Source organism: Vibrio sp. 10N.261.54.E10, from assembly GCF_002877735.2.
Classification (GTDB): domain Bacteria; phylum Pseudomonadota; class Gammaproteobacteria; order Enterobacterales; family Vibrionaceae; genus Vibrio; species Vibrio crassostreae_C.
In genome coordinates this window covers 477,753-501,505 of sequence record NZ_MCXE02000003.1, presented here as the reverse complement: position 1 = coordinate 501,505, position 23,753 = coordinate 477,753, and the positions used below count along the sequence as shown (strand labels likewise).

Below are 23,753 nucleotides of genomic sequence, written 5' to 3'. Positions count from 1 at the left end.
TCGCAATACGCAACTTCCTGAACGATCAACGATAGCAATCTGTAAATACAAAAATGGCGAGTCCTATGACTCGCCATTTTTATTTTAACTATTAAGCATCTACCTCTAAATTCCTGCTAATTCCCCAATGTTTCACTGAAATCATTTTCAGCGAATAGTCCCAACATCTCCGATGTTCAAAAACACCACATCAAAAAATTCGATATAGATTGCTATAAGTTTTACTAATAAGACTATTACGCATCCAACTAGGTAATACGACACCTTCATGATTATATGTTATGAAAATGTTACTTAAGGAAATAACGTGTCCCTATTACAAGAACTAGAAGAGTGGCTACCAGAAATGGTAGAAATTAGACGAAATATTCATCAACACCCAGAGCTTGGTTTTGAAGAGCACAACACACAAAGTATGGTAATAGCCAAGCTCAAGGAATATGGCGTTGAACAAATAGACTCTCGCTTTGGAGGAACAGGCATTGTTGCGGTTATCCAAGGAGAGCTCGGTGACGGAAAAACTTTAGGTTTAAGAGCCGATCTGGACGCACTGCCTATCCACGAAGAAAACAACTTTTCTCACCGTTCTTGTCAGTCCGGAAAAATGCACGCATGTGGGCATGATGGACACACTACAATGCTGCTATACGCAGCAAAATATCTCGCAAAAAACCGTCAATTTAATGGTAAAGCCGTACTCATTTTTCAACCAGCCGAAGAAGGCGTCGGTGGCGCACAAAAAATGCTTCAGGATGGCTTGCTTGAGTGTTATCCACTAGATGCATGTTACGCACTTCATAACATGCCAGGAATACCAGAAGGGCATTTCGCATTCAAAGAAGGACCGATCATGGCAAGTTCCGATCGTCTCTTTATTCAGATTAATGGTAAAAGTGGGCATGCGGGCCTACCACAAAACACCCAAGATCCATTATTAGTTGCGACCCATATCTATCAAGGTATACAAGGCTTAGTCAGTCGAACTTATAGCCCGTTTGAACCGCTTGTCGTTTCAGTCACACAGTTACATTGCGGTGAGACAACTAACGCCATCGCTGATACCGCTCAAATGAGTGGCACTTTCAGAACTCTCTCCCAAAACGTGCGAGACCGCTTGGTCTCTCAACTTGAGACTTTGGTTTCTCACACTGCCATGGCTTTCGACATGAACGCACAATTCTCCCTAGGCCCAATATCCCACCCACCCACAGTCAACAGCTTCCCCGAAGTCGAGACAGCAGTGAAAGCCGCCTCTTCCGTCGTTGGTAATGATCAGGTTAACGCAACATGTGAGGCTCTATTAGCCAGTGAAGACTTTTCTTTTTTTCTAGACCAAGTACCGGGATGTTATGGGTTCATCGGCAACGGATTAACCATCAATGGAGAAACGATAGGCTTGCACCACAAGAACTACGATTTCAATGATCGAGTGTTACCGACCGGAGCCGCATACTTCATCTCTCTACTTCAACAAAACTAGCTCATAAAAATTAGCACAGGGGTCACGGTGACCCTCAATAATCACAGGAGTGTGAAATGTCAGGTTTACTAGAGCAAAAACAACTCCCTCAGAAAGTCAGCATAATTGATCGTATTGAGAAGTTTGGTGACCGAATACCCCATCCATTCTACATGTTTATTACCTTATGCTTAGCGGTCATATTCTTGTCTTGGATAGTGTCGACTTTTGGTGGGAATATAACGCACCCTTTGAGCGGAGATGAAATCAAAGTAAAGAACCTGCTCAGTGGCGAAGGGTTTGTGTACATTCTAAATTCAGCTGTATCAAATTTTATCGCGTTTAAACCTCTTGGTTTGGTACTTTGCATGATGCTCGCGGTAGGGCTTGTTCAAGAAGTAGGATTAGCAGACTCAGCAATTAAACAATCGCTTTTAAACGCACCCAAAAATTTCGTAACTGCCTCTATATTTCTAACCGGGATCATCGGTAACTTAGCATCTGATGCGGCGTTTATCTTAGTGCCTCCTTTAGCTGGCATCATTTTCTCTGCGACCAATCGAAACCCTGTCGTAGGAATTGCTGCTGGCTTTGTTGCTGTGGCCGCAGGCTTTACTGCCAACGTATTTATCGCAGGAACGGATGTTTTACTCTCCGGTATTTCAACAGAAGCTGCCCGCATTGTTGAACCTGTAGAAGTTAGCCCCGCGGCTAACTGGTACTTCATGCTTCTTTCGGTACCTCTCTTGGTCATACTTGGAACACTTATAACAGACAAATACATAGAACCGCGATTTGATAAGCAAACAAAACGCTCTGCCGAAGAGTCTCCACTGAGCACTGAAAACCCTGAGAAATATAGTGTCACCGACATTCAAAAACGAGCTTTAAAATGGTCTGGGTACGCATCAATTGTTTTTATCCTAGGAATGGTGGCGCTACTACTTCCAAGTGATTCGCCATTGAAAAACGCCGATGGCGGCTTAGTTCCATCTCCCTTCCTTACTGGCATAATCCCAATAATTATGGCGTTTTTCATTATGAATGCCGTGGTTTACGGTGTAAAAGCCGGAGAGATAAAGAAAGCGAGTGATGTGCCCGATCTGATGGCGAAGTCATTGCATGGTATTGGGGGTTACATCGTCTTAGTTTTTGTTATTGCCCAATTTATTGCTTGGTTTAATTGGTCTAACTTGGCTATATTTTTCGCTGTGAATGGCGCTGAAATGCTCGCTCAGGTTGAAGTGCCAAAGCTATTAATGTTAGCCATGTTTATGATACTTGCAGGGTTCATGAACCTGATTGTTTTCAGTGGTTCGGCTCAATGGGCAATCATGGCCCCAGTCTTTATTCCACTATTCATGCTACTGGATATATCACCTGAATATACTCAGATGGCTTACCGAATCGCAGACTCAACAACCAATATTATATCTCCAACAAACCCTTACGTGCCGATGGTATTAGCGTTGATAGCCAAATATAACCCCAACGTAAAATTCGGTACATTTCTAGCTATGATGGTCCCATATGCATTCTTTCTATTTACAATCTGGGGAGCTGTATTCTTGACCTACACTATGCTAGGTCTACCTGTTGGACCTATGTAGACCGCGTAAACTACAGTTTGAGACTGACTTGCTTTCTGAGCATTAGATTAAACTCATCGATGATCTGTCGGTGAGTTTCTTTTCTTGTAATTAGCCCAATTGAACGATATTGAATTGGTTTTACTATTGGGATAAATCTCAAGTTCTCATGAGCATGTAATGAAGCGATGGTTGAGGATAAAATAGCAGAACCTAAACCGCTATCGATCATACCAAGCAATGTTGAAGTGTGTGACGCACTAATTTCAGGATCATAGGTAAGACCTGCTCGCATAAATGCCTGGTCAGCAAGTGTTCTTAAACTATTTCCTGGACTGATACCAATAGAAGCATACTGATGAGCCTGCTTCCAGTTAACCTCACTCTCTGCACTCAAGTGATGAGCCTTATTACAGGTAAAGCATAAGTGATCACGAAACAGCAGTTCAAAATTTAGTTCCGAGTTATTAGGGGGAGTACCAATACCTATATCCGCACGTCCTTCTAGAACTGAATTATGGATATCATTAACTCGCTCCTCAATTAACCGAAACGAAAAAGATGGGTGCGTTCTTTTCAGCTCACTGATGGTTTTCGGAACCAATGAAGAACACATTGAATACAAAGACGAGATAACCAGCGTTCGATGGTAGCCTTGCTGACGAGCTTTATTTTCCAACTCCCACTTATCCAAACGGTTAACAATGAACAAAGCTTCTTGATAGAACGTACGACCAGTTTCAGTTAGCAGTATTTTTCGGCCTCTTTTCTCAATAAGTTCTGAGGCAGTTTGTACCGCAAGTTTTTGCATCATTTGGCTCAATGCAGATTGCGTAATGTGTATTTGTTCAGCCGCGGCTGTAAAACTTTTAGTTTCAGCAAGAGTAATAAACGCTTTAAGTTGTCGATAACTCACATCCATAAGACTGACACCACCTTAAGTATTTTCTTTGCACAAAGTATCGATTACGAAACATCAATAAGAAGACTCACAATATAAGATTCACACAAAGCGATAGAGTCAGTTCAGCGTCATGGGTTGCTACAATGTGTGTGGCTTCTCATTAAAAATCATATCAAGCAGAAAGTTTTACAACCGTTCTGTGCCCTTCCAATTTAGAGTGCGAAGTGACTAAGGAGTTGGACTTTACTGATGCTTATGGTTGTTCAGTGTTCCATGAGATGTGAGGTGCGTTAACAGTTTAGCGTTAGATAGGAAATTATTGCGGGTTTAGATTTGAAAGTTAAATTAACCGTGAAGCATATATGTTATCCAAACTAGGCTCTAACAACTCAGAGCCCAATAAAGACGATTACAAATTGAGTTTTGGTTTGAAAGTTGAAATTTAGTCACCAAAGAAACTAAATGTAAGAATGCAAAATAGCTACTCTCGAGGGATAATTAGTGGCTGTCACTATTAAGAGACAAACCTGTTGTCTGTCACTCTTAAACCCACTGGCCTGCTGCAAAGCCAGAGCTCCAGCACCATTGGAAGTTATATCCTCCTAACCAACCGGTTACGTCCATCACTTCACCAATGAAATAGAGGCCAGACACGCTCTTACATTCCATGGTTTTTGAAGATAGATGATTGGTGTCCACACCGCCTAGAGTCACTTCCGCTGTTCGGTAACCTTCCGTGCCGTTTGGTGCAATTTTCCAGTTCTCTAGATGCTCTACAATGTCATTCAGCTGCTTTTCGTTGAACTGCTTAAGCGGCTTGTCTTCCAGCTCTTTACGATCAATCAACACTTCCACAAAACGCTTTGGTAATGCTTTCGCTAAGGTGTTTTTCAGGCTCTGATTTGGGTGCTTCTCGCGAGAGTTAGCCAGCAACTCAGCCACATCCACTTCTGGTACTAGATTAATCGAAACCGATTGACCCGCTTTCCAGAAAGAAGAAATTTGCAGTACTGAAGGACCCGATAGGCCGCGGTGAGTAAACAGCAACGCTTCTTTGAATAAGGTGCCGTCTTGCGCGGTGATCTCGGCAGGAATCGCGATTCCTGAAAGCTCAGCAAAGGCTTCTTTGTCTTCTTTATGCAGAGTAAATGGCACCAAACCCGCAGTAGTCGGCATCACAGACAAACCAAACTGCTCGGCAATCTTATAGCCAAATGGCGTCGCGCCTAGTTTCGGCATCGATAAACCGCCCGTCGCCACGACAAGTGAGTCACACTCAACTTCGTCGGTATTAAGGTGCATCTTAAAGCCAGCGTCTGTTTTTTCGATGGAGTGAACATCACAACGGTAGCGCTGTTCAACTTTCGCTTGCTTACACTCTTCAAGCAACATGCTCACGATGTCTTTTGCTGTGTGGTCATTCACACAGAACAACTGGCCGTGATCACGCTCTTCGAACTCAATACCGTACTTGCTCACCATCGAGATAAAATCCCAGTTGGTGTATTGAGATAAAGCTGACTTCACGAAGTGAGGGTTGTTACACAGGAAGTTGTTGGCTGAAACATCATAGTTAGTGAAGTTACAACGACCGCCACCTGAGATTAAAATTTTTCTGCCTGGTTTCTTTGCATGATCAACCACCAGCACTCGTCGGCCGCGTTTACCCGCTTCCGCAGCACACATTAAGCCCGCGGCGCCCGCACCAATTACGATTACATCAAACTTTTCACTCATTGGGGTTCTGCTTTCTTCACTTTTGCACCTCGAGTACGCCCTGTTCTCGAAATGCCATCAATAAAAAAGGATGTGCATAAACAGCACATCCTTACTAATTGCTCGCTATTCTAGCGGCAATTTTAAACTTTGCAATTGATGTTCAATTGTACAATTTGCAGACAGCAGCAAAACCACTACTTGGCTTAGCGAACCAACAACCGAAGCTTTACACCAAAACCTAAACTCTACTTCACACGTACTAAATAACTTAGACGATGAAAGAAGACAGCAACGTTACACCCAGCAGAGCGGAAGAAAGTATAAACAACTGTCTTACGCGATCACACTTCGACATAAACACTTCGTCGTGATGATGGTGGTACTCTTTGCTTTTGATGTAACTAAACAAGCGAACCTGCTTGGTCATATTGCCATGAGTTGTGAAGAATCCACCTCCGTCTACTTGTTGATAAAGTAGAGGATGTGCTTCTCGCATTATATAAATGAGTGTTCTTAGCGCAGTAAAATATCGCGCCCAGTTCACGCAAGTCACAACCATTAGTGCAAATAGAATAGTGTCGCCGCTGATCATCCTTTCCTCCCTACATCTTCATAAGAAAACTCAAAAGAAAAAGATAATCAGTGTCTTTCCCGTACTGCCTAAACGGCAGGAGCTTCCATAATTGAAGATGAACCATCTTTTGCCAATTGCGCTAGGTCTTTATCAATAAAGAACAGTGCTTTACCGTCTTCACCAACAAGCTCTAGCTTATCCAATACACCTTTAAACAACTTCTCTTCTTCGTGTTGCTCTGCAACGTACCATTGCAGGAAGTTAAAGGTTGAGTAATCTTGTGTGCTGAAAGCAACGTGAGCCAGTTTGTTGATCTTTTGAGTAATCATTTGCTCATGTTCATAAGTTTCACGGAACACAGCACCAAGGCTATCAAATTCATGTTTTGGCGCTTCAATCGCACCTAGAATTGGCATTGCACCTGTTTCGCTTACGTAAGTGAAAAGACGCTGCATATGTTCCATTTCTTCTACTGCATGAACACGCAGAAACTCTGCTGCACCTTCAAATCCTTTGTCTTCACACCAAGCACTCATTTGTAAGTATAGATTGGATGAGAAAAATTCTAGGTTAATTTGATCATTCAGTTGCTCAACCATAGTTTTTGACAGCATTTAAGACTCCTAATTACATCCTCAATTTTCTCTACTATATCACTATTTAATGAATATCTCGCAGGCCATTAGTTAACCAATATTTCGAGCTGTCATTACGCAAGACAGTGGATATGAGATCACTTCAGCAAAAAAAACCATCGCATAGTGCTAATCTTAAATCAGACAATGAATAAAGGAGGTAGCGATATGAGTTACAAACATATTTTGGTCGCGGTCGATTTATCAGAAGACAGCAAATTAATTGTGGATAAAGCGGTAGCATTGGCTAAGCCATTGGAAGCCAAAGTCTCTTTTATCCATATCGATATTAACTACGCAGAGCTGTATACCGGCCTGATTGATATCAACATGGCCGAAACCCAGCACAACGCGATGGAAGCGTCTCGTATTCAGCTGCAAAATTTTGCGGAGCACGCCCAATACCCGATCACCCATACCCTAGTAGGCAGTGGTGATTTGAGTCATGAGCTGTGTGACACCATCAACGAGTTCAATGTTGATCTCGTGGTTTGCGGTCACCATCAAGACTTTTGGAGCAAGCTGCTCTCTTCAACACGCCAACTGATCAACGCCTCTCCGGTTGATATGCTGGTCGTGCCTCTAAGAGATTCAGAAGACTAATGATTTAAGGTTAGGTAACATACAGCTCATATCTTATTAACGAAGTTTTACTATGAGCTATTTAGCTGGTGTTACCCTCCTATGGGCCTTCTCCTTTAGCCTGATCGGCGTTTACCTTGCGGGTCAGGTTGATTCTTGGTTCTCTGTTTTAATGCGTGTTGCCCTTGCTGGCGTCGTATTTCTTCCTTTCCTAAAGTTTCGCGGCGTATCGCGTAAGCTGATCGCTAAATTGATGGCAATTGGTGGTATCCAGCTTGGCCTGATGTACTGCTTCTACTATCAGTCTTTCTTACTGCTATCCGTTCCTGAAGTCCTTTTGTTTACTGTCTTTACCCCAATTTACGTCACGCTTATTTATGACTTTCTCAAAGGGCAATTCTCTCCGTGGTACCTAGTGACAGCGGCAATTGCGGTATTGGGCGCGGTATTCATTAAGTTCGCAGGTATTAACGAAAACTTTTTAGTCGGCTTCCTCGTCGTGCAAGGCGCGAACCTGTGCTTTGCTATTGGTCAGGTGGGCTACAAGGTGGTGATGGAGAAGGAATCGACCGAGTTGCCTCAGCGAACCGTATTTGGTTACTTCTACTTAGGGGCGCTATGTGTCGCGTCAGTGGCTTTCATGCTACTAGGCAACCCAGAGAAACTGCCCACCACCACACTTCAATGGGGAATCCTGATCTACCTTGGCTTGATTGCGTCGGGGCTGGGTTACTTTATGTGGAATAAAGGCGCGTGCATGGTGAATGCTGGCGCGCTGGCAGTGATGAACAATGCCTTGGTTCCTGCTGGTCTGGTGGTGAATATCCTGATTTGGAACAGAGATGTCGATTTGGTTCGCTTGTCTATTGGTGGCGCCGTTATCTTATTCTCTTTATTCGTCAATGAGACGTGGGTGAAGAAGCGCGTAGCAAGATCCGCAAGCAACGCTTAGCTGATTTGAACGAGCTACATGAGTCAGCTCGGATAACCCCAAAAAGCAAAAGAGCGACCTAAGGTCGCTCTTTTTAAATCATCGCTGTAGCAATAAACCATTCAAATCAACTTCAGTGGATTTGATTGTGGCTCACTACCTGAGTCTTGGTTTCAGTGAAGGCAACATCATCAAGTTGTAGGTTGATTCGTTCCAATTCACTTTCCAGCTTCTGACTTTTCTTAAACAGCTTTTGCTGCTTCTTAATCATCTTCGCCAGTTTCTTATTGTACTTCTCTTGTTTCTTAGCCGCTTTCTTCGCTTGTTTGAGTTCAGCTTTCTCATCACCGCTCGCCTTCGCCATCAGTTTTTTCAGCTTGGCTTTTTTCTGTGCGGCTTCTTTTTTGGCAAGCTCAGGGGCCATATCAGCGGCGGCTGGATCGAACATTTGTACGCTCGGTTCAATTGCCTCGTTGATTTCCGCAAGCGACAGTTCTGGTGCAGGTAATGTTTCCGCTAGCAGGCCGCATGCGACTTTCTCTTCAACGGGTTTGTTTTGACAACCAAGAGGTGGAATTGCGGTGGGTTTGCATAGATTCGCTTGATCCGCCGAAGAACGCGCGCAAGAACGACACACGAACTTAGGTTCAGTCACCAAGCTGTGGATCTCGCCCAAGTGTTCGGTGATATCTCGACGGTTTAACTTACAAAAGCGTTTAGCCATGCTTCAACTCCAGCTAAGAATAATAATGATTCTTAGTTAGATATACATCTGTAACGCGACTATCGCAAGTGTTAAATGGCAATTTATCGTATTTATGACGGGAAATTTTCTTAGCGTGTATCTAAGTTATTGATGCTTCAATTAAGTCATTGATGCTTTCACATAGACGTCAAAACGGTTCTTTTTGGTTTCGATCGCCATGCTCGGTTTTTGCTCGTCTAACCAAGCTGCGTAATCCGGTCTTTTAACCACAACTCGCTTCGATGCCAACTTCATCGCTGGCTCAAATAGGCCATCAGCATCCAGATCGGCACCCACCAAAGATTGGAATACGCGCATCTCTTTTTTGACCAGAGCCGATTTCTTTTTGTTCTCTGGGTGTGGGTACATAGGGTCGAGGTACACCACATCAGGTTGTTCAAAGTCAGGATCGTTACTGAGCTTATCCAACGCATCGTGACTGGATGCGTGAATCAACTTCATGCGTTCAGTTACCCAACCACCGATATCTGGGTCTTGTTGCGCTCGCTGCAAGCCATCATCAAGCAGTGCGGCCACAACGGGGTGACGCTCGACCATTTGCACCTTACAACCTAGAGAAGCCAACACAAACGCATCGCGCCCTAAGCCTGCAGTACCATCAAGAATAGTTGGCGTTGCGCCTTTGTTTAAACCAGCTGCTTTGGCAATCGCCTGACCTTTACCACCGCCAAACTTACGTCGGTGACCAACTGCGCCTCCCACTAAATCAACAAAGATAGCGCCAAGCTTGGGCTCATCGACTTTACGTAGCTCAAGTCGCTCACTAGTCAGTACCAAAGCAAAATCGCTGCTTTCATCATGAGATAAGTTCCAGCGGGTCGTTAAGTCATTCAAATGATCGATTTGGGTAGCATCTTCGCAAATCAGTTGTAGTTGCAAGGTCGTCTCCAACAGACAGTAGTATTCAAAACAAAAGAGGCAACCAGTTTACCTGATTGCCTCAACAATACATATTAGCGGTGAAAAGTATTCCCAGCTAAAGTCGGCTTACCTAAACCAATGGCTCTGTCTCTCGCTCTTGTCTTAACTCTTCAACAAGCTCTGCGAGTGGCTTAGGTCGCCCTATGATGTAGCCCTGCGCGTAGTTCACACCCAGTTCGATAAGCTTGTCGATAATCTGGGTATTTTCAACGAACTCAGCCACGGTGTGCTTGCCCATCTGCTTGGCAAGATCATTGATCGAGCGAACCATCACATGGTCCATCTCATTCACATCAATATCACGTACAAACAAGCCATCGATCTTCACAATATCGACAGGCAGCTTTTTCAGATAGCCAAATGACGATAGCCCTGAGCCAAAATCATCCAATGCAATCATGCAGCCAAGCTCTTTGATTCGAGTGAAGAACTTGATCGCCTGCTTCATGTTACTCATGGCCGCTGTTTCGGTGATCTCTAAACAAATCTTATGACACGGTATCGATGAATCGCTCAGGCTATCTATCAAAAATTCGACAAACTCACGGTTACCCATCGAGTGACCGGAAAGATTGATTGAACACATCCCCAGTTCCTCAATAACCTCAGGGCGTTGCTCCAACCAACCCAAGGTTTGACTGACGACTTGGCGGTCAATCAAATGCGCGATGTTATAACGCTCTGAGGCTGGCATGAAGATCCCCGGGGAGATGTATTCCCCTTGGATGTTCTTGATGCGGACCAAGATTTCAAAGTGCATTTTATCGCTGTCTTCATCTAGGCCAAGAATTCGCTGCGCAAACAACTCTAAGCGATCGTTAGCCAAGGCCTCATGCACTAGGTTAACGCACTCCATCTCAAGATGGCGACGACGCAGGTCTTCATCATCTTGATGGTAAAGATGATAGCGATTGCGACCTTCTTCTTTAGCGGCATGACAAGCTGCATCCGCCTGAGCGTGCACCATCTGTGGTGAAGCTGCTGTATGGTCGATCAATCGAATACCGATAGAGCACGTCAGGTTGAGTCGAATATCATCCCACAAGAATGGATTCTCACTCATCATCGAGATAATACTGCGACACACATTCACCGCATCTCGTTCAGTACAGTCTTTCATCAGCACAGCAAACTCATCACCACCCATTCGCGCTAACACCGCATTGTAAGGCAGTACGTCTTCTAGCAGTTTGGCGCTAAACAAGATCGCAGCATCACCCGCTTCATGTCCTGCGGTATCGTTCAGCACTTTCAGCTGATCCAAATCTAGGAACAACATTGCGTGAGTTCGCATGTGGCTCTCAACCTCTTTCAGCGCCTTTTGCAGCTCTTGCTCAAAGTGGTTGCGGTTAAAGGTGTCAGTCAGTAGGTCATAGCGAGCCTGATACTCTAGCTTTTCAGAAAGCTCGTGCGTTTCGGTGATGTCTTCACCCACAATCAACAGCTGATCAGACTCCACCAACGGGCGGATATTTTCACGAATCCAGCTCTTGCTGCCGTCGGCATGGCGATATTCGATATCACGACGCCACACACCACGAATCTTATGCTGAGGTTGCAGCAAGATATGACGAGGAATCATCGCGTTCTCATCAACATAGAATTCTCTAGGGCGATGGCCCAACAACTGATCGAGAGGGTATCCCAAAAGCTCTTCGGCAAACTGGTTCACTTGTTGAATGCGATTATTGCCATCGAGCGTAATCATCATCACCGGCTGTTTGTCGTAATACAGCTTCAAGTTTGCTTCACGTTGGAACAGCTTATTCTCAGCAAGCTTACGTGAGGTCACGTCGCGCGCCTCAAAGAGAAACTGAATGTCTTCGTCTTCACTGCCCGGCATCGGCTTCAATGAAATATCCAACACCATCGCACCGCGATCTCGACACCACACCTCGGCTTCAAATCGTAAGGCTGGGTGCTCACTTTTTGCGATGAAATATTCGGCTAGCACTTCTCGCGCAGAACTTTCCCAATGTTGGTGTTGTTGCAGCGGCGTTCCCAGTTTATAGCCTTGATTATAAAGCAGCTCATGTAACTTGCTGTTACTCGACAGCAGCACGCCACCCTTATCAATGATGCCCATAAATTGCAGGCTCTGATCAAATATCGACTCCAACAGTCGTTGGCTTTGGCGACTTGCACGTTCGCTCTTCTTCAGACGGTTAAGGTAATACACCAACACCGCGATAACACACGACATGCTCAAGAACATTAAACCGATGGTGCGAATTTCATCGCGATAGCGCATTAAGAATGACTTCGGCTTATTGAGGAAGGTTACTGAGGCTTCATTCTCTGCACCCAAATCCCAACGTGAGATCTGTTGGTAATCGAGTTTGATTTCTGGCGCGCCAGCAACCACCAATGGCAATGGAGCCTTAGGATTGTTCAGCACGCTCAACAGCACGCGCCCCGTGTCTCGACCTTGCGTTTCTCCACTGTGGATCACGCCACCAATCGCACCAAACCCAAGTCCTAAATCATGCACAATATACAATGGCATCTGAGTTTTTTTGTTGAGCTGACGCCAGTCTTCTTTGCTGCTGACCCGACCATTGATGTCGCGGTAGTAGGCCCAGAACAACAAGCTTTTAGTTAGATCAGCGCGTTGCGCGAACGTCATCAGTTCTTGATAAGAATCAGGCGTATATTGCTCCACCATCCCAGAAAACTCAGGGCGTTTTTGTAGAAATAAATCCACTTGAGCGCGAATAGCTTCACCCGTTACCGAGTGATCGGTAACCACGTAAACTTTTTTAACCGTCGATTGAAGTCGATTGATCAGCTCAATATTGCTCGCCATATCAATATCTTCAGTGATACCGGTTGCGTGCAAGCCTTCAATCATTTGCGGAGAAAAATTGTTGATGCCACCAAAAATAACGGGCGTGCCATTGAGTTCGGGCGCTAAGCGTTTCATCAGATTGAGGGCGTTATTATCACTGACGACTACAGCGGCAAACTCTTTATGCGACAGCTTAGTGCGGTATAGCTGATAAATTCGCTCTAAGTATTCAGCGTTTTGAGTTAGCTTGGTATCGAGATAAACAACCCGGTAAGATAACCCATCGCGATCGAGCTCATCAGATAGTCCTTTATGGAAATCATCTGTCCAGAAAAAGCCTTGATGATAAGAGTGAATAACCAACACATCTTTTGCCTGAGCTGAAGCAAAAACACTCCAACACATCACAATAAAAAATAACGAAAATCGCACTGAATTCACCCTAACCCTATAGTTACTGCTAATATTATCACCCTTGGCTATGATGTGTACTCAAGCCGGTATGTTTTTCATTCAACCTAAGGATTATGCATGTCCACAACCACAGCTCGTCTAGATGATCTAGACCGTGCCATTCTCAAAACCTTGATGGAAGATGCACGAACTCCTTACGCTGAAATGGCAAAGCAGTTCGATGTCAGCCCTGCGACGATTCACGTTCGCATCGAAAAGATGAGATCGGCAGACATTATCGAGCGAACGGAAGTTGTGGTAAACACCAAAAAACTGGGTTACGACGTGTGTTGCTTTATTGGCATCAACCTTAATGCTGCCAAAGATTACCACTCGGCGATCGCTAAGCTGAATGCCTTAGACGAAGTGGTTGAGGCGTACTACACCACTGGTGCTTACAATATCTTTGTAAAGCTGATGTGTAAGTCGATAGAAGAGCTGCAGTTTGTATTGATCGATAAGCTGCAAGCGATCGATGAAGTTCAGTCGACAGAGACACTGATTTCATTGCAGAACCCTATCAACCGCAATGTGAATCCATAACATTGATTCGCCTTGCTTGGCATAACGCACAGACAAAAAAAGAGCCTCTAACTAGAGGCTCTTTTCGCAATAAACTAGATAGTTACCGTGATTATGCGTTGATTCCCGCGTGGCGCAGCATTGCGTCGATTTGTGGCTCACGACCACGGAAGCGTTTGAACAGCTCCATTGGCTCTTCACTGCCACCCATTTCAAGGATGTTGTTCAGGAAGCGATTACCCGTTTCAGTGTTGAAGATACCCTCTTCTTCAAATGCTGAGAACGCATCTGCCGATAGCACTTCTGCCCACAGGTAGCTGTAGTAGCCCGCGCTGTAACCACCAGCAAAGATGTGACCAAAGCTGTGTGAGAAACGGTTCCAATCTAGGCTTGGCAGTACCGACACCTTAGACTTAACATCCGCTAGCGTTTCTAGTACGCGAGCACCCACTTCAGGGTCGTATTCTGTGTGTAGCGTGAAATCGAACAAACCAAGCTCTAGCTGACGCAGGATAAACATCGCAGATTGGAAGTTCTTCGCCGCTAGCATCTTCTCTAGCATCTCTTTTGGTAGCGCTTCACCCGTTTCGAAGTGACCAGAGATGAACGACAGCGCTTCTTCTTCCCAACACCAGTTTTCTAGGAACTGACTTGGTAGCTCAACCGCATCCCAAGGCACACCATTGATACCCGCAACTGCGCCCGCTTCTACTTGCGTTAGCATGTGGTGGATACCGTGGCCGAATTCGTGGAACAAGGTCACCACTTCATCGTGAGTAAACAGTGCTGGCTTATCACCAACTGGCTTATTGAAGTTACACGTTAGGTAAGCAACCGGGGTCTGTAGCTCGCCAGATTCGGTAATGCGACGACCACGACAGTCATCCATCCAAGCGCCACCACGTTTGTGTTCACGTGCGTATAGATCTAGGTAGAAGCTACCACGCAGTGTTCCAGTCGCATCAAAGATATCAAAGAAACGCACTGACTCATGCCAAGTGTCTACGCCTTGACGCTCTGTTACCGACATACCAAACACGCGGTTCAGTACCTCAAACAGACCTGAAACCACATTAGATTCTGGGAAGTAAGGACGAAGCTCTTCATCAGAGATCTCGAACAGTTTCTGTTTTTGTTTCTCACTGTAGTAAGCGATGTCCCACAGGTTTAGCTCAGAGACACCAAATTCTTTCTCTGCAAACTGACGCAGCTCTTCAACTTCACGCTCACCTTGTGGTTTTGCTTTTACTGCTAGGTCGTTTAGGAAGCCAAGCACTTGGTCTGGCGTTTCTGCCATCTTAGTCGACAGTGATTTTTCGCTGTAAGTACTGAAACCAAGCATGCGCGCGATCTCGTGGCGCAGCTTAAGTTGCTCGGTGATGATCTCAGTGTTGTCCCACTTACCTGCGTTTGGACCGCGATCTGAAGCGCGCGTTACGTACGCTTCATAAAGCTCTTTACGCAGTTCTTGGTTATCACAGTAGGTCATCACAGGTAGGTATGATGGGATATCTAAAGTCAGTAGGTAGCCTTCTTGCTCTTTAGACTCAGCCGCCGCTTGAGCTGCCGCCAGTGCTGATTCAGGCATACCTGCCAGCTCAGCTACGTCTGTGATCTGCTTGCTCCAGCCCATGGTTGCATCAAGCACGTTATTTGAGAATTGAGAGCCTAACTCAGACTGGCGCTTGCTGATCTCGCCGTAACGATGCTGTTCATCTGCAGGTAAGCCAATGCCCGACAATTCAAAGTCGCGCAGTGCGTCGGTAATAGTTTTTTGTTGAGCTCGGTTCAGTGCAGAGAATGCTTCACTCGCCTTGATCGCTTTATACGCTTCGAACAAGCCTTTGTGTTGGCCAACCCAAGTGCCGTATTCAGATAGCACAGGTAAGCAGCTCTCATACGCTTCACGCAGTTCGTCACTGTTCACGACAGAGTTCATATGGCTTACAGGTGACCAAATGCGACCTAAACGATCATCCACTTCTTCAATTGGAGCAACTAGGTTGTCCCAGCTTGGTGAAGTATTACCTTCAAGTACTTGTTCTATCTTGTTGCGACACGCTTCAATCACTTGCTCAACTGCAGGCTTTACGTGCTCTGGCTTGATCTGTGAAAACGGAGGTAAGTCCGTGAAGGTTAATAGCGGATTAGACATATAAACATTCCTTTGGCTTTAGAGACTTTCGTCTTTTTTGTAATGAGGTCGTCTTACAGTCATCAGGCTAAAGTTCGCCCTAAAAAATCACCTGCGAATAGTTATTAAATAGTGCCCATAAAGGCAAATTTCAATAGTAGAACCAATAACTAACTGCAGATAGCTGACGACTGTCCCTGAATTGTTCGAGAATTTATGGTCCATTGAGGGTTATAATAGTCTGATTAACCCCACCTACACTAACCACACTCTAATTCGAGAGTGTTACGAGAGTTTAATTTGTTAAGTTATCGCCACAGCTTCCACGCAGGTAACCATGCCGACGTAGTAAAGCATATCGTACAGAGCCTTATTCTTAATTCTTTGAAACAAAAGGATAAGCCTTTTGTTTATCATGACACTCACTCTGGTGTAGGTCGTTACGACTTAACGCATGAATGGTCTGAAAAAACCGGTGAATACAAGCAAGGTATTGCTCGTGTGTGGGAGCAAACAGACCTTCCTGAAGACATTCAAAGCTACCTTGAGTCTATTTCCATTCTCAATAATGGCGAGAAACTGCGTTACTACCCGGGTTCTCCACGTGTTGCACGTGCACACCTGCGTGACCAAGACCGCATGGTACTGACTGAGCTTCACCCAGCCGATCACCCGCTGCTTGAGCAAGAGTTCCACCGTGATCGTCAGGTATCTATCTACAAAGAAGATGGTTTTAAGCGCTTAAAGGGCAGCCTGCCACCAAAAGAACGTCGTGGTTTAGTACTGATCGACCCGCCTTACGAGCTGGCAAAAGAGTACCGTGATGTCGTGACTGCAATCGCTCAAAGCCACAAGCGCTGGGCAACCGGTATCTACGCAATTTGGTACCCGGTAGTAAATCGCTGTGATATCGAAGATATGATCGAAGGTCTCGAAGGCTTAGGCATCAACAAGATTCTACAAATCGAACTTGGCGTATCACCAGACACCAACGAGCGTGGCATGACGGCATCAGGCATGATCGTGATTAACCCGCCTTGGAAGCTAGAAAGCCAAATGAAAGAGATTCTTCCATTCTTGAAGGAAGCAATTGCGCCAGCGACCGGTCACTTCAAAGTAGAGTGGATCGTACCCGAGTAATCTCGAACTTAACGTCATGCTCTGACAAATATTAAGCAGATTGTGACGTACACGAATAAATTTTAAACAGGGAGATTGAGTTCAACCGATCTGCCCTCAATATAATAATTAGACAATTTAAGAATCTATAGGACGTAGGTGTTCAGTGCGCTCACTGTACCCACAGCCTTCAATAAATGGAGAAAGTAATGGCGACTCATTTTGATTACATCTGTATCGGCGGCGGTTCAGGCGGCATCGCATCAGCAAACCGCGCAGCTATGCACGGTGCAAAAGTTGCACTTATCGAAGCTCAAGACCTTGGTGGTACTTGTGTAAACGTTGGTTGTGTTCCTAAAAAGGTAATGTGGCACGGCGCTCAAGTCGCTGAAGCAATCAACCTATACTCTGAGGACTACGGCTTCGACGTTGAAGTAAAAAGCTTTAACTGGAGCAAGCTGATTGAAAACCGCCAAGCGTACATTGGTCGTATCCACCAATCTTACGACCGCGTACTAGGTAACAACAAAGTAAACGTAATCAAAGGCTTTGCTAAGTTCGTTGATGAAAAGACAGTTGAAGTGAACGGTGAACACTACACAGCAGATCACATCCTGATCGCGGTAGGTGGTCGTCCAACAATTCCAAACATCCCAGGTGCAGAATACGGCATCGACTCAAATGGCTTCTTCGACCTAATGGAGCAACCAAAACGCGTTGCGGTTATCGGTGCTGGCTACATCGCAGTTGAGATCGCAGGTGTACTAAGCGCACTAGGCACAGAAACACACTTGTTCTGTCGTAAAGAATCTCCACTACGTAGCTTCGATCCAATGATCATCGAAACGCTAGTAGAAGTAATGGAAGCAGAAGGTCCAACACTTCACACGCACTCAGTGCCTAAAGAAGTTGTGAAAGAAGCGGATGGCACACTGACTCTACACCTAGAGAACGGCAACACTCAAAACGTTGACCACCTAATCTGGGCTATCGGTCGCCATCCAGCAACTGACGCTATCAACCTAGCATCAACTGGCGTTGAGACGAACGATCGTGGCTACATCAAGGTAGACGAGTTCCAAGCGACTAACGTTCCTGGCATCTACTGTGTTGGCGACATCATGGAAGGCGGTATCGAGCTAACTCCTGTAGCGGTTAAAGCAGGTCGTCAGCTTTCTGAGCGTCTATTCAACGGTCAAACTAACGCGAAAATGGACTACAACCTAGTTCCTACTGTTGTATTCAGCCACCCACCTATCGGCACGATTGGTCTAACGACTCAAGAAGCTGAAGAGAAGTACGGCAAAGACAACATCAAGGTTTACACATCTGGCTTCACTGCGATGTACACAGCAGTAACCAAGCACCGTCAACCTTGTAAGATGAAGCTAGTATGTGCTGGCGAAGAAGAGACTGTCGTTGGCCTACACGGCATCGGTTTCACGGTTGATGAGATGATTCAAGGCTTCGGCGTTGCAATGAAGATGGGCGCAACCAAAGCAGACTTCGACTCTGTTGTGGCGATTCACCCAACGGGCAGCGAAGAGTTTGTTACCATGAGATAATCAACGTCTTAGTTGAGCTCTCTTTAGAAGCAGGCCTTGTGCCTGCTTTTTTTATGCCCGCTTTGAACCTTGGTTCTCGATTCGACGTAACACAAATATCCACCTATCTAGATCAGCAATGGAGTTTGTGATGAATCTACTAATCGAATCATTTGAAGGCGGGATCTACTTGGCTTACCAAATCATTGGCGAGCAAAAACAGTTAATCAAAGACGACCACCAGCACCCAATGAAGTTTTTGAGTGTTAACCAAGCACGCGACCACTTTAGCGACCAAGGCGTGGCGTCGGCAATGCTGGTTCACAACAGTGCCTACGACGAAATGTGTGGTGAGCATTGTGGCCACGCCCAACCGTTCGAGATTGATTTGAAGTGGAGTTAAATCAACTTCAAATCAGTCGCGATAAAAATTAAAAGGCTTACATCAATGTAAGCCTTTCTTATGGGAGTAACTTTCCCTCTTATTCACTCAAATCAACGCAATGTCCGCTTCTGCCTGCGTTTGATGTTTTGCTCTTTCACAATAAAATCGAACAGTGGGGCGAAGAGGTTGGCGAACAAGATAGCCAGCATGATGCCCTCTGGATAAGCAGGGTTGAGCACGCGAATACCAACCGTCATCACACCGATAAGAATCCCGTAAGCCCATTTACTCTGATTGGTAAAAGCGGCAGAAACTGGGTCGGTCGCCATAAAGAAAGTACCAAAGGCAACGCCACCCAACACAAAGTGCCAGTAGAACGGCATAGAAAACATCGAGTTGGTTTCGGATCCGATCCAATTCATCAAACTAGAGGTCGCCACAAGGCCAATAATCACACCCGCAACAATGCGCCAAGAGGCTATCTTCATGGCAATCAGAATCAGACCCGTCAACATGATAAGCAATGAAGAAACCTCACCCATCGAGCCCGGTATATTACCGACAAACGCATCCATCCAGGTGATCGCCTCGCCAGTCATATTATTGATAAGCGAAGTACTGCCACCCTCATACCATTGACTCAGTGGTGTCGCGCCTGAATAGCCGTCAGCGGCAACCCACACAAGCCCACCCGACATGTTGGCTGGATAAGCGAAATAGAGGAAAGCCCGTCCAGCTAACGCAGGATTAAGGAAATTTCGTCCTGTACCACCGAACAGCTCTTTGGCGACAACGATACCAAAAGTGATACCTAATGCGGCTTGCCAGAGCGGAATGGTTGGCGGGAGGATTAGTGCAAACAGCACCGAGCTGACAAAGAAGCCTTCATTAACTTCGTGCTTGCGAACGACTGCAAACAAGACCTCCCAGAAACCACCCACAACAAACACTGTGGCATAAACAGGTAGAAAATAGAGTGCACCAAGCAACATCTGACTTGCCCAGCCACTTGCTATCAATGACTGCGCATCACCAAATGCCCATGACAAGCGCCAGCTGCTTTCAATAACAGAGGTAAGTTCGTTAAGTTGATAACTGGACGTTAATGCGAGGAAGCTTTGGTGTCCGACGTTATACATCCCCCAAAACATCGCGGGAAAGGTCGCTAGCCACACCAGAATCATGATTCGTTTGAGATCGATACTGTCTCTAACATGGGTCTGGCCTCGGTTTACGTTGCCGGGCGTATAAAATATGGTGGCGAACGCTTCATACACAGGGTAAAGCTTTTCGTACTTCCCTCCAGCTTCGAAGCGTGGAGCCACGTCTTCTAATCGTTTTTTTAAACTCATAATCTCAATCACCTTATTGCTTGAGTTATGGTTTTCTACGCATCAACTGCTCTATTTGAACAATTTATAGCGATTTTTAGTCAAATTCGTATGAAGAAAGGGTGTCCAAAAGTCGAACCGATGTTGAAAAAGGAAGGTGTATAAACAACAAAGCCCCAGCAATGGCTGAGGCTTGTTTAGTCTTACAACGGGTCTTCGTTATTTCACGCACATCACATTAAGCAATGAAGAACCTTTCAATTGGTTTACGTTTCCGTTGGTAAACAGGCCTTTTTTATCTGCGCCCCAATAAGGGAGATGCATTGGCCAGTTCTGTTTTTCCATAACCTTGGAGCTCAAAATGCTCTGCCACTGCTTTTCAGTCATCAGCTTCATGTTAACCTGATTACACACTAATTCAGCGCTATCGAAATCTAGGCGGCTCCAAGGCTTACCTTGCTCCATATAGAACTGCTGTTGATGGTCTAGAAGGTAAGGAATCGCATATTGGCTACCCGCAACATTGGCTGTCACACGGATCTCAATTTCCAAATCGTTGTCTGAATTCGCGTTACCGCTTGGTAGCGTCTGAATAGCTGCAGCACTCGTTACCGCTGCCGCTTGCTTCGCAGCCACAGGTTTCGGAGCAGGTTTTGGTTTTACAGGGGCCTTAGGCGTTACAGCTTTTGACTCTGCCGGTTTTGCAACGATAGGCTGTGATGAGGTTTTCGACTTATCGACCATGCGAATAAAGGCTTCACCATAACCGGGAACCTTGCGCACCTGAGCTAAGTCTTTTCTCGCATCAGAGAAGGTAGAATAAGGTCCGATTAAGCAACGATAGTCTCCGCCTTCAGGCTTCATCCAAACGTTGGTCGAGATCTTCTCATATAGGGGCTTTGCTCGGTTCAGTGACAAAGGCTTATTCAGCAGACCACATTGAACCCAAAACAGCTCGTTATCTGAATGACGTTTTGGTGCTTTACTGCCCCACACGCCCTTACCGATCGGACATGATTGCTCTAGCTGTGGTAATTGGTTGGTGCTTGCCTGAGTTGCATCACATAGAACCGACTCTGCATTCACTTGGCTCGATACCAAAAGAGATGCAGCGATAAGTCCCATACGATAATTTCTCGTCACAGCACGACATACAGCATTCATTGTCAATTTCATAACCACCACTTAAACCCTTGCGGGCTAATTATTACCGAATCTATGTCGATAAAACATGAATTCCATTTTAACTATTATTGACACTGTCAATAATACTAAGTTCCAGATCCATTAAGCAAAAAAAGAGCCGTAATTGCTTACGGCTCTTAATTTAGTGACTTTTTTTACTAAAAATCAAACCGGGCTATCACCCTTTATAAATTTTCGGGTTAAACACGTCACGTAACCAGTCGCCTAATAGGTTAATAACGAGAACCAATGTTACCAAAAGCACACCTGGGAATGCTGTGATCCACCATGCTCCTGAGAAAATGTAGTTAAAACCAGTACTGATCAGGGCACCGAGTGACGGTTGGTCTACCGGAAGACCTAAACCGAGGAAAGAAAGTGCCGCTTCTGACATGATGGCATTTGCCACCTGTACCGTAGAGATAACCAAAATCGGTGATAAACAGTTAGGCAGAATATGGCGGAACATGATGCGAGGCGCTCTAAAGCCCATCACACGTGCCGCTTCTACGTACTCTTTCTTCTTCTCTGCCAATACCGATGCACGAATCGTACGAGCATACTGCGGCCATTCAGCAATACCGATGATCACCACCAGCATAACAACCGCATATTGCGCGTAGAAGTCACTACCGAAACTCGCCTTAAAGATGGCCGAGACAATGATCGCAACCATCATGGTTGAGAACGAAAGCTGAACATCGGCAAAACGCATCAGGAAGCTATCAATACGACCACCGAAGTAACCTGCAGACAAGCCAATGATGATACCGAGAGTCAGCTGAAGACCTACCGCTAGGAAACCGATTGTCAATGACAGACGCGAGCCGTAAAGCATCGTAGATAAGATGTCACGACCCTGCTCATCAGTACCCAGTAGGAAGCGTTCTTCGCCGTCTTCCATCCAAGATGGTGGTAACTCAGAATCCATGATGTCGATAGACGTCACGTCATACGGGTCTGTTGGCGCTAGAATAGGTGCCGCTAATGCCATAACAAGGAAAGCTGCAAAGATAGCGAAGCTCACCATTGCCACTTTGTCACGTAAGAAGTAGTACAGAATGTCTGACTGCTTGAATCGCTCCCAACGAGATGGAGCTGTTGTTGTTTGTTCCATGATTATGCTCCTTTCCCTGTGATGTTCACTGTTGGGTTAATGATGCCGTAAAGCAGGTCAACAATGGTGTTAGTTACTACGAAGATCAGGCCAACGAAGATAACGTATGCGGTAATCAGTGGTGTATCCACTCGGTTAATCGCTTCAAGGAATAGGAAGCCGGTACCCGGCCACTGGAATACAGTTTCAGTAAGAATGGTGTAAGCCACCATAGTACCGATTTGAACACCGCCTACCGTTAGTACTGGCAGCATTGTGTTTTTCAAAGCGTGTTGGTAGTAAATCTTGTTCAGCGCTAGACCTTTTGCTTTACCAAACTTGATATATTCAGAGCTAAGAACCTCTAGCATTTCAGAGCGTACTAGACGAATGAACAGAGGCAGCATGATAGATGCTAGAGCAATACTCGGCAGCACTAAGTGTGCAAGGCCATCTATCGTTAAGAAACCAGACTCCCAGCCAAACCAGTTTGCGGTCTCACCACGTCCAAACGACGGCAGCCAACCTAACTCAATAGAGAATACATACATCAACATGATTGCGGTTAAGAAAACAGGCACAGAAATGCCGATACTACTGCCCGCCATCACCAGTTTAGTGAAGAAGCTTTTTGGGTGTATTGCAGAATAAACGCCAAGTGGAATCGACAGACAAACAATGATCAGAGAAGCGCCGAACACAAGCTCAAGCGTTGCGACTAGTTTATCTAAGATTACGTCCACAGCTGGGCGTTTAAAGAAATATGAAGTACCAAGATCACCTTGTAGAGCTGCGCCCACAAAGCGAGTGTATTTTGTAATGAAGGGATCATTTAAGCCGAGTTCATCACGCAGCGCTTGACGCTCCGATTCTGAAACAGATTGACCGACTAACTCACGCAACGGGTCGCCCAGGTTATCCTGAATGGCAAACGCCACCAAACTGATCACAAACATCACTATCAGTGCCTGAAACAGGCGCTTGACCAGAAACGTAACCATTCCTTGCCCCTTATCTATCCATGACTATCTAGTCGAAATCCGCGACTAGATAACAAAATTCAGTCTTAAAAAAGGTATTTAGCCAGACTGAAGGAAGACCAAATACCGAAACTTA

The 23,753-nt window shown here is 45.4% G+C and carries 20 protein-coding genes; 8 read left to right on the top strand and 12 right to left on the bottom strand.

All coding sequences use genetic code 11. The annotated features are described in order from the left end of the window. Positions 1–307: 307 nt before the first annotated feature. Positions 308–1,480: an amidohydrolase gene (locus BCU07_RS21230; protein WP_181258100.1), complete on the top strand. Its 1,173-nt coding sequence runs from the start codon at positions 308–310 to the stop codon at positions 1,478–1,480. A 56-nt stretch (positions 1,481–1,536) separates the two neighbouring features. After that, positions 1,537–3,069, top strand: a complete 1,533-nt coding sequence (locus BCU07_RS21225; protein ID WP_102428486.1) for an AbgT family transporter — start codon at positions 1,537–1,539, stop codon at positions 3,067–3,069. Between the two features lie 10 nt (positions 3,070–3,079). Here BCU07_RS21225 and BCU07_RS21220 read toward each other — a convergent pair whose 3' ends face one another. The 4 genes from BCU07_RS21220 to ftnA form a co-directional block, all read right to left on the bottom strand. Further along, positions 3,080–3,970: a LysR family transcriptional regulator gene (locus BCU07_RS21220; RefSeq protein WP_017079352.1), complete on the bottom strand. Its 891-nt coding sequence runs from the start codon at positions 3,968–3,970 to the stop codon at positions 3,080–3,082. A gap of 525 nt (positions 3,971–4,495) precedes the next feature. Next, a complete protein-coding gene (locus BCU07_RS21215) occupies positions 4,496–5,689 on the bottom strand; it encodes an NAD(P)/FAD-dependent oxidoreductase (RefSeq protein ID WP_017091433.1) in 1,194 nt (397 codons plus the stop codon). A 250-nt stretch (positions 5,690–5,939) separates the two neighbouring features. Continuing rightward, positions 5,940–6,263, bottom strand: a complete 324-nt coding sequence (uspB, locus tag BCU07_RS21210) for a universal stress protein UspB (protein ID WP_004735557.1) — start codon at positions 6,261–6,263, stop codon at positions 5,940–5,942. Positions 6,264–6,331: 68 nt separating this feature from the next. After that, the gene (gene ftnA, locus BCU07_RS21205; RefSeq protein WP_004735556.1) at positions 6,332–6,859 is read right to left on the bottom strand and encodes a non-heme ferritin; all 528 of its coding nucleotides are present in this window, start codon (positions 6,857–6,859) and stop codon (positions 6,332–6,334) included. Between the two features lie 189 nt (positions 6,860–7,048). Between ftnA and uspA the strand changes: the two genes are divergently transcribed. Beyond that, the gene (gene uspA / locus BCU07_RS21200) at positions 7,049–7,483 is read left to right on the top strand and encodes a universal stress protein UspA (protein ID WP_017060149.1); all 435 of its coding nucleotides are present in this window, start codon (positions 7,049–7,051) and stop codon (positions 7,481–7,483) included. Positions 7,484–7,535: 52 nt separating this feature from the next. After that, positions 7,536–8,414 carry a carboxylate/amino acid/amine transporter gene (locus tag BCU07_RS21195; protein ID WP_017060148.1) on the top strand — a complete coding sequence of 293 codons (879 nt, stop codon included), beginning with the start codon at positions 7,536–7,538 and terminating at the stop codon, positions 8,412–8,414. 112 nt (positions 8,415–8,526) lie between these two features. Here BCU07_RS21195 and BCU07_RS21190 read toward each other — a convergent pair whose 3' ends face one another. From BCU07_RS21190 to BCU07_RS21180, 3 genes are all read right to left on the bottom strand, one after another. Then, positions 8,527–9,117 carry a hypothetical protein gene (locus BCU07_RS21190; protein WP_017060147.1) on the bottom strand — a complete coding sequence of 197 codons (591 nt, stop codon included), beginning with the start codon at positions 9,115–9,117 and terminating at the stop codon, positions 8,527–8,529. Between the two features lie 141 nt (positions 9,118–9,258). Beyond that, positions 9,259–10,038, bottom strand: a complete 780-nt coding sequence (locus BCU07_RS21185) for a class I SAM-dependent methyltransferase (protein ID WP_102428487.1) — start codon at positions 10,036–10,038, stop codon at positions 9,259–9,261. A gap of 112 nt (positions 10,039–10,150) precedes the next feature. Further along, complete coding sequence (locus BCU07_RS21180) at positions 10,151–13,273, bottom strand: EAL domain-containing protein (RefSeq protein WP_065583838.1); 3,123 nt, start codon at positions 13,271–13,273, stop codon at positions 10,151–10,153. 126 nt (positions 13,274–13,399) lie between these two features. On the opposite strand from BCU07_RS21180, the gene asnC reads away from it, so the two are divergent. Next, on the top strand, positions 13,400–13,864 hold the full coding sequence (gene asnC, locus BCU07_RS21175) for a transcriptional regulator AsnC (protein ID WP_008218581.1): 465 nt from the start codon (positions 13,400–13,402) through the stop codon (positions 13,862–13,864). Between the two features lie 91 nt (positions 13,865–13,955). Here the strand turns inward: asnC and prlC are convergent, their stop codons facing one another. Next, positions 13,956–15,998, bottom strand: a complete 2,043-nt coding sequence (gene prlC / locus BCU07_RS21170; RefSeq protein ID WP_017071475.1) for an oligopeptidase A — start codon at positions 15,996–15,998, stop codon at positions 13,956–13,958. Between the two features lie 279 nt (positions 15,999–16,277). Between prlC and BCU07_RS21165 the strand changes: the two genes are divergently transcribed. From BCU07_RS21165 to BCU07_RS21155, 3 genes are all read left to right on the top strand, one after another. After that, complete coding sequence (locus tag BCU07_RS21165; RefSeq protein WP_017060143.1) at positions 16,278–17,117, top strand: 23S rRNA (adenine(2030)-N(6))-methyltransferase RlmJ; 840 nt, start codon at positions 16,278–16,280, stop codon at positions 17,115–17,117. Between the two features lie 188 nt (positions 17,118–17,305). Next, positions 17,306–18,661 (top strand): glutathione-disulfide reductase, encoded by a 1,356-nt coding sequence (gene gorA, locus BCU07_RS21160; protein ID WP_017070093.1) that lies wholly within the window; start codon positions 17,306–17,308, stop codon positions 18,659–18,661. Between the two features lie 130 nt (positions 18,662–18,791). Beyond that, positions 18,792–19,043, top strand: a complete 252-nt coding sequence (locus BCU07_RS21155) for a DUF6482 family protein (protein ID WP_102428488.1) — start codon at positions 18,792–18,794, stop codon at positions 19,041–19,043. 92 nt (positions 19,044–19,135) lie between these two features. Here the strand turns inward: BCU07_RS21155 and BCU07_RS21150 are convergent, their stop codons facing one another. From BCU07_RS21150 to BCU07_RS21135, 4 genes are all read right to left on the bottom strand, one after another. Beyond that, positions 19,136–20,377: an NADH:ubiquinone reductase (Na(+)-transporting) subunit B gene (locus tag BCU07_RS21150; protein ID WP_054542084.1), complete on the bottom strand. Its 1,242-nt coding sequence runs from the start codon at positions 20,375–20,377 to the stop codon at positions 19,136–19,138. 198 nt (positions 20,378–20,575) lie between these two features. After that, positions 20,576–21,532, bottom strand: a complete 957-nt coding sequence (locus BCU07_RS21145) for an SPOR domain-containing protein (protein WP_102428489.1) — start codon at positions 21,530–21,532, stop codon at positions 20,576–20,578. Between the two features lie 187 nt (positions 21,533–21,719). Then, entirely contained in the window at positions 21,720–22,658 is a 939-nt protein-coding gene (locus tag BCU07_RS21140; RefSeq protein WP_017060135.1) for an ABC transporter permease, read from the bottom strand. A 2-nt stretch (positions 22,659–22,660) separates the two neighbouring features. Further along, complete coding sequence (locus BCU07_RS21135; RefSeq protein ID WP_008218600.1) at positions 22,661–23,638, bottom strand: ABC transporter permease; 978 nt, start codon at positions 23,636–23,638, stop codon at positions 22,661–22,663. Between the last annotated feature and the right edge of the window lie 115 nt (positions 23,639–23,753).

Excerpts from the sequence above, each read along its gene's own strand:
- BCU07_RS21225 (WP_102428486.1), top strand. The coding sequence starts at position 1,537 with ATGTCAGGTTTACTAGAGCAAAAACAACTCCCTCAGAAAGTCAGCATA.
- BCU07_RS21220 (WP_017079352.1), bottom strand. The coding sequence starts at position 3,970 with ATGGATGTGAGTTATCGACAACTTAAAGCGTTTATTACTCTTGCTGAA.
- BCU07_RS21215 (WP_017091433.1), bottom strand. The coding sequence starts at position 5,689 with ATGAGTGAAAAGTTTGATGTAATCGTAATTGGTGCGGGCGCCGCGGGC.
- uspB (WP_004735557.1), bottom strand. The coding sequence starts at position 6,263 with ATGATCAGCGGCGACACTATTCTATTTGCACTAATGGTTGTGACTTGC.
- ftnA (WP_004735556.1), bottom strand. The coding sequence starts at position 6,859 with ATGCTGTCAAAAACTATGGTTGAGCAACTGAATGATCAAATTAACCTA.
- uspA (WP_017060149.1), top strand. The coding sequence starts at position 7,049 with ATGAGTTACAAACATATTTTGGTCGCGGTCGATTTATCAGAAGACAGC.
- BCU07_RS21195 (WP_017060148.1), top strand. The coding sequence starts at position 7,536 with ATGAGCTATTTAGCTGGTGTTACCCTCCTATGGGCCTTCTCCTTTAGC.
- BCU07_RS21190 (WP_017060147.1), bottom strand. The coding sequence starts at position 9,117 with ATGGCTAAACGCTTTTGTAAGTTAAACCGTCGAGATATCACCGAACAC.
- BCU07_RS21180 (WP_065583838.1), bottom strand. The coding sequence starts at position 13,273 with ATGTGTTGGAGTGTTTTTGCTTCAGCTCAGGCAAAAGATGTGTTGGTT.
- asnC (WP_008218581.1), top strand. The coding sequence starts at position 13,400 with ATGTCCACAACCACAGCTCGTCTAGATGATCTAGACCGTGCCATTCTC.
- prlC (WP_017071475.1), bottom strand. The coding sequence starts at position 15,998 with ATGTCTAATCCGCTATTAACCTTCACGGACTTACCTCCGTTTTCACAG.
- gorA (WP_017070093.1), top strand. The coding sequence starts at position 17,306 with ATGGCGACTCATTTTGATTACATCTGTATCGGCGGCGGTTCAGGCGGC.
- BCU07_RS21155 (WP_102428488.1), top strand. The coding sequence starts at position 18,792 with ATGAATCTACTAATCGAATCATTTGAAGGCGGGATCTACTTGGCTTAC.
- BCU07_RS21150 (WP_054542084.1), bottom strand. The coding sequence starts at position 20,377 with ATGAGTTTAAAAAAACGATTAGAAGACGTGGCTCCACGCTTCGAAGCT.
- BCU07_RS21145 (WP_102428489.1), bottom strand. The coding sequence starts at position 21,532 with ATGAAATTGACAATGAATGCTGTATGTCGTGCTGTGACGAGAAATTAT.
- BCU07_RS21140 (WP_017060135.1), bottom strand. The coding sequence starts at position 22,658 with ATGGAACAAACAACAACAGCTCCATCTCGTTGGGAGCGATTCAAGCAG.
- BCU07_RS21135 (WP_008218600.1), bottom strand. The coding sequence starts at position 23,638 with ATGGTTACGTTTCTGGTCAAGCGCCTGTTTCAGGCACTGATAGTGATG.